At 35.9% G+C, this 12,047-nt stretch carries 10 protein-coding genes and 1 tRNA gene; 4 read left to right on the top strand and 7 right to left on the bottom strand.

The window, feature by feature from the left end; translation table 11 throughout:
- Window positions 1-64 precede the first annotated feature (64 nt).
- Window positions 65-1,024, bottom strand: coding sequence for an FAD:protein FMN transferase (locus J3U74_RS06245; RefSeq protein WP_267329664.1), 960 nt, complete (start codon window positions 1,022-1,024; stop codon window positions 65-67).
- A gap of 29 nt (window positions 1,025-1,053) precedes the next feature.
- Entirely contained in the window at window positions 1,054-3,825 is a 2,772-nt protein-coding gene (locus J3U74_RS06250) for a flavocytochrome c (RefSeq protein WP_267329663.1), read from the bottom strand.
- A gap of 518 nt (window positions 3,826-4,343) precedes the next feature.
- Between J3U74_RS06250 and J3U74_RS06255 the strand changes: the two genes are divergently transcribed.
- On the top strand, window positions 4,344-5,396 hold the full coding sequence (locus tag J3U74_RS06255) for a hypothetical protein (protein ID WP_267329662.1): 1,053 nt from the start codon (window positions 4,344-4,346) through the stop codon (window positions 5,394-5,396).
- A 98-nt stretch (window positions 5,397-5,494) separates the two neighbouring features.
- On the opposite strand, the gene J3U74_RS06260 is transcribed toward J3U74_RS06255, so the two are convergent.
- The 3 genes from J3U74_RS06260 to dnaQ form a co-directional block, all read right to left on the bottom strand.
- Window positions 5,495-5,857: a YbaN family protein gene (locus tag J3U74_RS06260; protein ID WP_220219573.1), complete on the bottom strand. Its 363-nt coding sequence runs from the start codon at window positions 5,855-5,857 to the stop codon at window positions 5,495-5,497.
- A gap of 85 nt (window positions 5,858-5,942) precedes the next feature.
- Window positions 5,943-6,019 (bottom strand) — tRNA-Asp (locus J3U74_RS06265).
- A 116-nt stretch (window positions 6,020-6,135) separates the two neighbouring features.
- A complete protein-coding gene (gene dnaQ, locus J3U74_RS06270; RefSeq protein WP_267329661.1) occupies window positions 6,136-6,870 on the bottom strand; it encodes a DNA polymerase III subunit epsilon in 735 nt (244 codons plus the stop codon).
- A 194-nt stretch (window positions 6,871-7,064) separates the two neighbouring features.
- Between dnaQ and rnhA the strand changes: the two genes are divergently transcribed.
- The 3 genes from rnhA to J3U74_RS06285 all read left to right on the top strand — a co-directional run bounded on the left by rnhA (window position 7,065) and on the right by J3U74_RS06285 (window position 9,670).
- Window positions 7,065-7,565, top strand: a complete 501-nt coding sequence (gene rnhA / locus J3U74_RS06275; RefSeq protein WP_267329660.1) for a ribonuclease HI — start codon at window positions 7,065-7,067, stop codon at window positions 7,563-7,565.
- Window positions 7,566-7,636: 71 nt separating this feature from the next.
- A complete protein-coding gene (gene gloB / locus J3U74_RS06280; RefSeq protein WP_267329659.1) occupies window positions 7,637-8,380 on the top strand; it encodes a hydroxyacylglutathione hydrolase in 744 nt (247 codons plus the stop codon).
- 222 nt (window positions 8,381-8,602) lie between these two features.
- On the top strand, window positions 8,603-9,670 hold the full coding sequence (locus J3U74_RS06285) for a transglycosylase SLT domain-containing protein (RefSeq protein ID WP_220219570.1): 1,068 nt from the start codon (window positions 8,603-8,605) through the stop codon (window positions 9,668-9,670).
- Here the strand turns inward: J3U74_RS06285 and J3U74_RS06290 are convergent.
- Both J3U74_RS06290 and gshA read right to left on the bottom strand, forming a co-directional pair.
- Window positions 9,663-10,436, bottom strand: a complete 774-nt coding sequence (locus tag J3U74_RS06290; protein WP_267329658.1) for an endonuclease/exonuclease/phosphatase family protein — start codon at window positions 10,434-10,436, stop codon at window positions 9,663-9,665. The two genes, J3U74_RS06285 and J3U74_RS06290, sit on opposite strands and share 8 nt — an antisense overlap.
- A 1-nt stretch (window position 10,437) precedes the next feature.
- Window positions 10,438-12,000 (bottom strand): glutamate--cysteine ligase, encoded by a 1,563-nt coding sequence (gshA, locus tag J3U74_RS06295; protein WP_267329657.1) that lies wholly within the window; start codon window positions 11,998-12,000, stop codon window positions 10,438-10,440.
- Window positions 12,001-12,047 lie beyond the last annotated feature (47 nt).

Raw genomic sequence — 12,047 nt, forward strand, 5'->3', positions numbered from 1 at the left:
CTTAATTTAATTCATTATAAAAACGATCCAGTTTGATATAAATTTTTTCGTTTCCAACAAAATGTTAATGTAAAACATATTGTTGGCTAACTAGCTGAAAAGCAAAATTATCAGTATTAACTAGTTCGATTGTTTTATTTTTTAAAACAAATATGGCTGATAAATTCGGATGTTCAATCAAATATTTACCCGCTTTTTTAACCCCTAATCCATAGAGAATAGTCGAAAAAATATCACCTTCAAGCGACGTATCTGAAATTACCGTTACACTTTCTAATTCATTATCCAAAGGATAACCGGTTGAAGGGTCAAAGATGTGATGATAGCGGTGATTATTTAAGGTAAAGTAACGCTCATAAATCCCTGATGTAACCACAGATTTATCGTTGACTTGAATAATCCCAACCAGTTCATTGTTGAGTGAAAATGGCTCTTTCAAACCTATTTGCCAATTGCCATTCTTATCTAAAGGTGATTTGCCTAAAGTTAAGACGTTACCACCTAAATTGATAATAGCTTGATGTATGTTATTTTGCTGTAGAACCACTTTAACCACATCGGCTATATAGCCTTTGGCTATAGCACCTAAATCAATTTCCATTCCCTTTTTTTTCAAAAAAACAGCACAAGTTTTAGGATCAAGCTCAATTTCGTTAGGATCGGTTAATAATAGTTGATCATGAATTTGCTGTGGGGAGGGAACTTGCTGGCCTTGAAAACCGATTTTCCATAATTTAACTAAAGGACCAATAGCAAAATTGAAACAACTATTGGGCATTAAACTGACTTTATAAGCTTGCTCTATAAGCGAAAACACAGCACGGCTAACGATAACCGGATGTTTACCCGCAGCAGCGTTAATCGACATAACTTCTGAATGACGGCGGTTAACGGTCAATTTATCTTCAAGTAATTTTATGGTGTGAAACACCCTATGAGCTACGGTTTCATTAGGCTCATAAAGCGTTAATGAAACCGTGGTACCCATTAATACTTGAGTATATTCATGGCTTGAATTAAGCATTTTAAACAAGCTTAAGTCATATTAGTCAATTAATGATTAATGTAATCAGTGGCTTTTCTACCTGCCTGCATACCAAATATAATGATATCAGCAACAGCGTTTCCACCGATACGATTGGCACCATGAACACCACCGACCACTTCGCCAGCAGCAAATACGCCTTGTATTACATGTTTATCCGTATCTAAAACTTGAGTTTCAGTATTAATCGTTACCCCACCCATAGTATGATGCACGCCCGGCGCAATTTTAATCGCATAAAATGGTCCTTTGTTAATAGGATGTCGCATACCGGTTGTTCTTCCAAAGTCTTCATCACGTTTTGTTTCAGCAAACTGATTATAACGCTCAATAGTTTGGGATAAAGTATTGCTGTCAATTGAGAGTTTATCAGCAAGATCTTTAATCGTATCAGCTTGAACGACTAAATCATGTGATACATATTCTTCAACAGCTTTGTTTTCATTACGCACTTGTTGATCAAATAGAATATACGCATAATGCTCAGGCAAATTAATAATTTCTGCTGAAACTTTATCACGAGTATCTAACTCATTGACAAAGCGCTGCCCTTTTTGGGAAACCAGTATCGCCCCACCACCACGAATTGATTCAGAAATCAAATACGAAGTTGTTTGCTCAACAGTTGGATGGATCTGAATTTCTTTCATATCCACTGTGCCTGCACCCAGTTTTTCTAGAATCATAATTCCGGAACCGGTTGCACCTTTATGGTTAGTGGTAACAAATCCTTTCAGATCAGGACGATATTTTTCAACCATTTCACGATTTGCACTAAATCCACCAGTAGCAATAATAACCGCTTTGGCTTTAATCGTTTGAACGGAACCGTCTTCTTCACTGACTTTAACACCGACAACTTTATGATTTTCCGTTAAGATTTCAGTTACATTGGTATCAAGCATGACTTCAATACCACGTCGGTTGATATTTTTTTGCAATCCACTAATTAAAAATCCGCCAACAGCCGCGCCACTTGCCGGACGATGCGTACGGTCAATGCTCATGCCACCCGTTGTTGTGATACCACTAAGTTCGATACCATTATTATCTAACCAGTCAATGGCATCAGGTGCATTTTCAACAAAATAACGAAGTAATTCAGGATTATTTTTGTTTTTACCACCTGTTAACGTTTCTTTATAGAACAGATCTTTACTGTCCACAATGCCTTTAAGTTTTTGGAATTTGGTTTCGGCCGCATTCATACCAGCGGAAGCTTTATTTGTATTGCCACCAATAACCGGCATTTTTTCAACCACAACCACACTTGCCCCTAAATCATGTGCTTGAATAGCGGCTGACAGTCCAGCGCCACCACTACCAACCACCACCACATCATAAGCTTTATCATTAGGATCACCACCCTCAGCAAGGATAGCTTCTTTATTTGATTTCGCCATAGCTTTGGTTACCGCTTTTTTGAACGCTTCACATTGTGATGTCGCGCCAGAAATTGCATCGACGTGTGGGCTATTAGAGTCAATAATACGATGTTTGATTTCAGAAAAGTTGTTAACTACTTCACTATCAAAATCATTAGCATTAAGTAATTGCATGTCTTTAACGAAGTCTTTACCTAATTCAACATTAATTACGTATTCATAAGACTCATCATTAACCTTTTCTTGATAATTGCCCGGCTTGAATTTTTTTACATTAAGATTCACATCACGAATCAAGCTTTCAACTAATGAAAAGTGCCAAAGTGGCTCAGGTATATTGAGTTCTTCACGTTTATCACTATTGATGAAAAGTTCAAGTTTTTCCCCTTTTTCGACTCGACTAAGCCAATCAGGGTAAGCAATACATGCCCGACCCACTGCAACCAGATCAAAGCCGTTATCCATAGCGGCTTCGACATCACTTATATTAACCACATTACCGACGCCAACAACCGGAATTTTAGCTAATGTCTGTGATCGCATTGCCACATATTTATTAATTAAAGGCGTTGGATCATTAGTTTCAACAATAGATGGTCTTAAGATAGCCCCCATAGAGAAGTGAACGTAATCAAGTCCCTTTTCAGCCAATTTTTCAAGTAAGTACATCGAATCGTCAAAACGAATACCCGGTATTTCTAATTCTTCCGGTGAAAAACGATAACCAACAATAAAATCAGGGCTGGCGTATTTTTTAAACATATTATGGGTAATATCTAAAACAGCCAATGGGAATCGAGCTCGATTATCACGGCTACCACCCCATTTATCAGTTCGTTGATTTGAGTTAGGTGAGTAAAATTGTTGAATTAAGTAGGTATTAGCACCATGAATTTCGACCCCGTCAAATCCAGCTTGGATCGCTCGACGAACAGCTTGCCCAAACTTGTCAATCATCTCATCGACTTCATCTGCAGTTAATTCAATTGGGGTTGCTGCGCCCGGACGTGGTGCAGCTATCGCACTTGGCCCAACTGGGGATTGTCCACCAATGAGTTTAGGCTCAACCATACGGCCACCATGATAAACTTGGATAACGGCTTTGGAGCCTTTCTCTTTAATGGCTTTAGCGATCTTCGCTAATCCCTCTATTTTATCATCGTGATCTAAACCAATCGCTCCGGGAAAGGCTAAACCTTTATTGTCAACAAATCCACATTCAACAATAATAGTGCCTATTTCACCCGCTCTTGCTCGGTAATATTCAATTAAATCATGCGTGACAGAACCTTCATAAAATCCGGAACAAGTTGTCATCGGCGCCATCATTATTCGATTTTTTAATTCTACGCCGTTTGGTAAAGCTAATGGTTTAAAAATATTATCATTTCTCATTTTTCATTACCCAGTAATTTTCAAAATTGTTTTTTGTTACCGGTAATAATAACATTAGTTACTGGTATTCTCCACTTACATTAGTTTCATTAATAACCTTAGTATCAATTTTTGGACAATTTTTTCTGAATGTTTTTAATCAATTAGCTATTTATGACTGAATTTGTTGGTTAGATTTTGCCTATTTTTGAATTTGATGCTTCAAATCAGCGTAGTGATAGGTGGTCAAAGTCTAAAAAAAAACACTCTAACTATTTCATTTACTTACATATTTTTTGAATATTATACTTGAACTTTATTTTTATTCAGCTAGAATGTCTGACAGTTTGGATAAAAGAGAATTTGACCATGATTGTGGCATTTATACAACAAATCAAAACAACACCACATAATCGCTCTTTTTTCATTTCCTATATAAATCCTCCTTTATGGAGGATTTTTTATTTCTACCCCTTTGTATTTTTACCTCAATTTAATCAACAACACCATTTCAAGAATATTCATAAACAGGAGATAGCATGAAACCTTTGATCCCTTTTTATAATCCAAGTATTAGTTATGAAGATAATTATGCTCAAGGGCCTTTTGGACTTTTCGCGCAATTAGATAAAACACAACAAGTACCAACCAAACCAACTCAATTTTTAAATATTGATGTCAACCTCCCTTTTGGCATGCCAGCAGGTCCATTATTAAATGCTAATTATATCAAGGCCGCTTTTGCTTATGGATTTGATTTATGTGTGTATAAAACAGTTAGAACTAAACTTCATAAATGCCACCCTTTGCCTAATGTACTATCTGTCCACCCAAATGGTAAATTATCCCCGAATCTTGATACCGTATTAGCTGATACAAACTATACTCAACCTTTGTCAATTACTAACTCTTTTGGTGTTCCGTCTTTTGCTCCGGATATTTGGCAACCCGATATGGCTGACGCCGTAAAATCAGCTGGCCATGGACAATGTGTTATCGGCAGTTTTCAAGGCACCCAAGGTAATGGCGAAATCGAAAAAGATTATGCGCTAGCGGCTAAATTAGTCAGAGAAACCAATGCCCCTATTTTAGAAGCAAACTTAAGCTGTCCAAATGAAGGTGCGAGTAAATTACTCTGTTTCGACATTGATCGCGTTGAACGTATTGTAAATGCTATTAAAACAGCCGTACCTGATCGCCCATTGATCTTAAAACTGGCTTATTTTCCTGATGATGAAAGAATTATTTCGTTATTAACTCGAGTCGGTTCGATAATTGACGGCTTAAGCGCAATAAATACACTATCAGCTAAACCTGTCGATGCTAACGGTAAACCGGCATTAGGTGAAAATAGAAAAGAAGGCGGGATTTGCGGTGAAGCGATTCGTTGGGCTGGTCTGGATATGGTTAGTCGATTAGCCAAATACCGTCAACAAATGGACTTAAAATTTGCTATTGTTGGTGTTGGTGGTGTGAGTAATAGTGAACATTATCATCAATTTATCAAAAGTGGAGCCGATGCGGTGATGAGTGCAACAGGTGCAATGTGGAATCCATTACTTGCTATTGAAATTAAAAAAAGTTTGAAATAATCCGAATAATAAATATCACTTCGCAATCAAACACCATTATTTTTGTTACAGGGTAACTTATTTACCCTGTCCTCGCCTACTTTCAGCTGTGAAGTAAATTACTTTTTATTAAAATAATAGTAGCCAAAAACAAGATGTGCTAAAAATACTATGGCTAAAATGATTCTTACATGTAAAGAATCAAAAATAATAAAAGGAATAAGAAGCACAACAAACACCATTGCCAACATTTTAAATAAACTTGACTTGGTTGCTTTCTTTTCAATTAGCATTTTTTGGATATAAGTTTGATAGTAACTAGTTTGGGTGAAATAGTTATAAAGGCGCTCAGAACTATTTAACCATAGATATGCAGTTAAAAGATAAAAAGGTACGGTAGGTAATAAAGGAACAAAAATGCCAATCGTTCCTAATGCAAAAGAAATTCCACCCAGAACAACAAATATCGATTTTTTTAGCATGTCTGAATCAATTTAAGTAATATTTAGAGGCTATCGAAGATAACACAATTATATTAAACAAGGAAAGCATTAATAAGATAAGAATTGGCGGAACGGACGGGGCTCGAACCCGCGACCCCCTGCGTGACAGGCAGGTATTCTAACCAACTGAACTACCGCTCCGCTTTGTTTGATAGTTTTAATGTTAGAACATTAAAGTAGGCGTGATGTTAAAGATTATTTTTAATTACGTCAATATAAATTTTAAAATTAACGTCTGATTGAATATAAAACAATCATTAATGGTTATTCCACAACGCCCCGCCGCTTTTCTTATCAATTTTTGCTAAAATAGCATCATGCTCTGTTAACTCTGATTGTGACGCTTTAATCACTTTTAAAGGTGTACCACTGCGAGTAATCTTTTTTATTGTTTGGCTTTGTGTTGAAGATGAAAGATTCTCATCAGAACTAAAAGATAGCGTTGTTTGCCCACCGGTCATCGCTAAATAGACTTCAGCTAAGATCTCGGCATCCAATAAAGCGCCATGAAGTGTTCGATGTGAATTATCAATTTGATAGCGTTCACAAAGTACATCTAAGTTATTTCGCTTACCCGGGAATAAACGTCTTGCCATAGCCAATGTATCGGTAATGATACAGTGATCCGCAGTTTTAAAATCTAATCCACACAGGCGAAATTCATAGTCCATAAAGCCGACGTCGAACGATGCGTTATGGATAACTAACTCAGCACCGTCAATAAACTTAATAAAATCGTGAGCTATATTTTTAAAAATGGGTTTATCTTTAACAAATTCATCACTAATACCATGAACTCGAAACGCTTCTTCATCGATTAGACGTTCAGGATTAATATAAACATGAAAATGATTCCCCGTTAAACGACGATTAATAATTTCAACAGCACCAATTTCAATAATCTTATGACCTTCATAATGATTATTACCACCTTGGTTCATACCGGTTGTTTCGGTATCTAAGACGATCTGACGAGTAGAATTAGTTATCACAATGCTCTCTTTTTGTTAGTAATTGGGAAATAAACAAATTAATGATATAGTCTATCACCAAAATACTTTAATGTTGATACCTACACGATTTAAACCCAATGAGCCACTTAGCAAAAAAAGGCTAAAATTAGGTTATATATTTTAGGTTAATCTTATGGATAACATTTTAATGACTCGGTAAAAAGTTTAATAAAATGCTAAAAAAAATTGAAATCTATACGGACGGCTCTTGTCTTGGTAATCCCGGGCCCGGCGGCTATGCAGCTATTTTAAAATATAAACAGACAGAAAAAGTCTTATCAGAAGGCTACTTTAACACCACCAACAATCGTATGGAACTATTAGCGGCCATTGTCGCTTTAGAACAATTAAAACAATCTTGCCAAATTGAACTTTATTCAGACAGCCAATATCTTCGTAATGGTATATCCAATTGGATACATGGTTGGAAAAAAAACGGCTGGCGTACATCGAATAAAAAGCCGGTTAAAAATGTTGATCTATGGAAACGTCTGGATCAATTAGTCCAGCACCATAAAATCAACTGGATATGGGTTAAAGGACATGCAGGACATATTGAAAATGAACGTTGTGATATATTAGCGAAAACGCAAGCCCAATCGCCTACTTTAACCGATACTGGATTTGAACAATCTATATCAGATCAGCACATTGATAATTTAGATCTATTTTAAACATCGACTTTAATTATTCTTAGACTTCTATCAAAGACTTATTACTAGCACTATATAGGAGCAAAAATTTTATGTTTCAATTGCATATTATTCCGATTTTGAAAGATAACTATGTTTGGTTATTAGAAAATAATGATAAACAAGTTGTTATCATTGATCCCGGTGAAGCAGAACCTGTCCTTGAATATCTAAAAAAACATCACTTAACCCCCCTTGCAATTTTATTAACTCACCACCATATCGATCACGTTGGTGGTGTACCTAAGTTATATCAAATTTATCCCGATATTGAAATTTACGGGCCAAGTGAAATAGATTTGCCAATTCACTATCTGAATGATAAGGAAATAGTATCTAAGGAAATAGTGTCTATTGCTGATTTTCAATTTGAGGTTATTTCAGTACCAGGGCATACTTTAGGTCATTTAGCTTATTATATTAAGCCGTATGTTTTTTGTGGTGACACACTATTTTCTGCGGGTTGTGGTAGAGTTGTTGACAATGCTTATCAACAGATGCTCAATTCTCTCAATAAGTTAATGCAATTACCTGATGATACGTTAATTTGTGCAGGACATGAATACACTTTAGCTAATCTAAATTTTGCGCAAAAAATGGTGCCTAACGATAAACAAATCGTTAAGTATTTCGATAGTATTTGTAAAAAATCAATTACTTTGCCTTCTATTTTAACCAAAGAGAAACAAATTAACTTATTTTTAAGATGTAATGAAAAATCTTTACAAGATAAATTTAATTTTAACAATGAGTTAGACCTGTTCACTTATTTTAGGAGCCAAAAAGACATTTTTTAGGTATAATAACACGCTTAAATTGATGTCTAAACTTGAAAACTAATGAAAAAATTATTAATATTCACAATGTTATGTTCTTTTTTAGCTGCGTGTCAAAATCAAACTCCTCGACAAACTGTAAGTAGCAGCTATAAAAATTCAAACACGAAATCAATAGTTACTTCTAGTATTAAAAGTGGTGGTGTTAATTATGCATCGGTCACGCAAAATCCTTGGAAATTTATGTTAACCAAAATAAACGTAAATGTTCCGGAAAATAACCGTATTAAAGCGGAAAGAGAGCGTATTTTACGCAATCCTCAAGCGTTTGAAACAATCACTTTGCGTTCAGAGCCTTATGTTTATTACATCATCAACCAACTAAGAAAAAATAACTTACCGGTTGAATTAGCTTTAATTCCATTAATTGAAAGTGCATATGACCCTTTAGCAACTTCGCCAGCTCAAGCCGCTGGTTTATGGCAATTTGTGCCGATTACAGCTAAAGAGTATGGATTAAAACAAAGTAGTCATTTTGATGAGCGTCGTGATCTTATTGCGTCAACAACGACTGCTATTAATCTTTTACAAAATTTAAATAGCCGTTTTGATGGCGATTGGTTATTAACTTTAGCTGCTTATAATGCCGGTGAAGGTAGAATCAGAAAAGCGATTGAGAAAAACCAAGCAAAGGGTTTACCAACCAACTATTGGTCGCTTGATTTACCTGCTGAAACCATGCACTACGTTCCTAAAATTTTAGCGATCATCGATATTGTTAAAAATAGTAAACGTTATGGCATAAAATTGCCTGATTGTAACTATCAAAATTCGCTTGTAAGGATTGATATGTCTAAAAACGTTTCATTAACGAAAATTGCCCAATACACAGGGTTGTCGCTTAATGATTTGATGACATATAATGCTGGTTATGTTAAGCAAACAGTAAATGGCCCTTTCCATTTGCTTGTTCCTTATTCACATGCAGAATCTTTATTTAAAAAGTTAAAGGCAGAAAAGCTGGTTTCTAATCAAATCACTGAGCTTTTACAAGATGTACCACATAACACGATGCCATTTGAAGTGAAATCGACGACGATTCAATATAGTGGTATAAATAACAACATGAATTCGGTACTTACTGCCAACAAAAATCAGATAACCTATCAAGTTAAAGCGGGTGATAATCTTTACTCTATTGCGCAAAATTATCGGGTAAAAATCACCGATATTTTAGAGTGGAATAAGTTGAAAAACCCACGAGTAAAAGAAGGGGACGTTCTTAAAATTAAGCTAGTAAAAGCTAAATAATTTTAAAATTCACCAATAAAGGATTATGATCTGATGCGGCTGTGTTAATTATTTGCGCCGCATCAAGCTTTAACCCTCGATAAAATACAAAATCTAATGGCCTACCCAAAAACGTTTTGCGAATATCATTAGTAAAGTTCACAGGTTTAAGTTCAATTGAACGAACTAAATGATAAAGTAAATTCACTCGCTGTCGACTCCATGCATTAAAATCTCCAGCTAAAATAACCGGTCCTTGATGTGTTTTAATGCGATTTAATAACATATGGATTTGTTGCCGGTAAACTTTAACACCAATACTAAAATTTATCGCATGAACATTGGCAACTAAGAGTTGTTCTGACGAATTTTCAATAGGATAAAGCGTGATTAACGCCGACTTAGGTACACGTATAAGCGGCTCTTTTTCACGAAACGACCACAAAGCACTTGGCAATGAATCGGATATCGTCATGACACCTGCATAAATATCATTCAAACAATAGGCGGGGACATGGTCAGCGATTTTATTGTGCTGACTGATAAAGTTAAGCAGCAAAGGGGTATTTTGCGCTTCCTGTAACAATATCAATTTAGCCTTGCTGGCATACAGTTCAAGGATATGGATACAGTCAGCTCTTTTTTGCTTGAAAATATTCCACACTAAAACTGAAAACGACATCTGGTTAACCAATGGTGTGTTAACCATAATTTGATGATTGGGCAATATTAATTCAATATCACTATCACTTTGATATCGTAGTGTATAGTCACGCTGTTTAAACATTTTATATCGTCATTTTTTGTTTTAAATAATCATCAAATGATATTTTGTCACTTTGCTCGATCATCACCTGTTTTTCAAGCGATAAATTGCGTTGTTGAATAAAATCACTATCTGTAAGTAAGCTTAATGGTTCTGTGATAAGCTGTTTTTTATATTGAGTCGCTAAAGCTAAGCCAAATTTAGCCGTGCCTAAATCGCTGATAGCCTCAAGCGTTCTTGCAGAAAGCGTTAATTCAGGTTGATCAAACATCAAATCAAGCCGTTCGCAAACTTTACGATAATGTTGTTTATCATCTTGATGATCCAATACATCAGCAACACGGAGCAAATCTTTAAATAATTCGTGGCCGACTTTCGATAATGGCTCACGATAGCTATCACAGCCGATACCAATTTCAAGACCAGGTTTACGCCCTTCCATAATAACCCGATTCCAATTTAATTTTGTACACTCAAGCTCCTCACTACTCATTTCTGGGGCTGGCGCTAGCGCACACCATATTAAAAACAGATCAATAAAGCGAATCTGTTCTTCGGTAATGCCTATCGGTGAAAACGGATTAACATCGAGCGCTCGTACTTCAATATACTCTATTCCACCACGTAGTAAGGCATCAGAAGGTAACTCCCCTGCTCTAGGCACACGTTTAGGGCGAATTGGTGCATAAAACTCATTTTCAATCTGTAATACATTATCATTTAACTGCCGATAATGACCATCAACTTTAATGCCTAACTTTTTAAACGCTTCTGATTTAGTTTGAGTAGCACGTTTTAATCCTTCTACATAAGTATCAAGATGATTAAACGTAATACCCAGTTGTTTCTGGGCATTGTTGGTATAGCCGATATCACTTAATCTTAATGAAGTTGCATAAGGCAAGAAGCAGTTACCATTTGTTTGTTCAATAAAGGCCTTAGCTTTTTGCTTATCTTGAATAAATGAAGAGCACATGGAAGGCGATGCACCAAACAGGTAAGGAATCACCCAACCAAATCGATAATAATTACGTATTAAAGTAAAATAACCTTCAGAAATGACAGCCTTGCCTTCTTCGGCGTTTTTTACTCCAAATCGGGCTTGCCAAAATGCCATAGGCAAAGAGAAGTTATAATGCACGCCGGATATGGTTTGCATCATGGCGCCATAACGATTTTTCAATCCTTCCCGATAAACCGTTTTAAAACGCCCTTCATTTGAGCTACCATATTGCGCCAAAATAATATCGTCTTCATTTGCCACAAAACAAGGCATACTTAATGGCCACATCATCTCATCGCCGATACTGACACTGGCATAACGATGTAAATCACGCAAAAACGTGAGCATATAATCAATATTCGTATTAACCGGCGTAATAAATTCAAGCATCGATTCGGCAAAATCGGTTGTTATCCAAGGGTGAGTTAAAGCTGAACCAATTTTATTAGGAAAAGGGGTTTTTGCTAAAGAGCCGTCTGGTAAAATACGAAGTGTTTCACGTTCAACACCCCGTTGAATTCCCTGTAAAATAGTATAGTGCTTTTCCAACCAATTGAGCGCTTTAGAAACGTCAGGAATCATAATATCTCATTTCCTAAATTCAGTTTAAATTGGCTTAATTTTAGCAT

It is taken from the genome of Gilliamella sp. B3892, assembly GCF_026536305.1.
Lineage (GTDB): Bacteria > Pseudomonadota > Gammaproteobacteria > Enterobacterales > Orbaceae > Gilliamella.

Coding starts and splice junctions, on each gene's coding strand:
- J3U74_RS06285 (WP_220219570.1), top strand. CDS start 8,603: ATGTTAACCAAAATAAACGTAAATGTTCCGGAAAATAACCGTATTAAA.
- J3U74_RS06250 (WP_267329663.1), bottom strand. CDS start 3,825: ATGAGAAATGATAATATTTTTAAACCATTAGCTTTACCAAACGGCGTA.
- rnhA (WP_267329660.1), top strand. CDS start 7,065: ATGCTAAAAAAAATTGAAATCTATACGGACGGCTCTTGTCTTGGTAAT.
- J3U74_RS06290 (WP_267329658.1), bottom strand. CDS start 10,436: ATGTTTAAACAGCGTGACTATACACTACGATATCAAAGTGATAGTGAT.
- J3U74_RS06260 (WP_220219573.1), bottom strand. CDS start 5,857: ATGCTAAAAAAATCGATATTTGTTGTTCTGGGTGGAATTTCTTTTGCA.
- gloB (WP_267329659.1), top strand. CDS start 7,637: ATGTTTCAATTGCATATTATTCCGATTTTGAAAGATAACTATGTTTGG.
- gshA (WP_267329657.1), bottom strand. CDS start 12,000: ATGATTCCTGACGTTTCTAAAGCGCTCAATTGGTTGGAAAAGCACTAT.
- J3U74_RS06255 (WP_267329662.1), top strand. CDS start 4,344: ATGAAACCTTTGATCCCTTTTTATAATCCAAGTATTAGTTATGAAGAT.
- J3U74_RS06245 (WP_267329664.1), bottom strand. CDS start 1,024: ATGCTTAATTCAAGCCATGAATATACTCAAGTATTAATGGGTACCACG.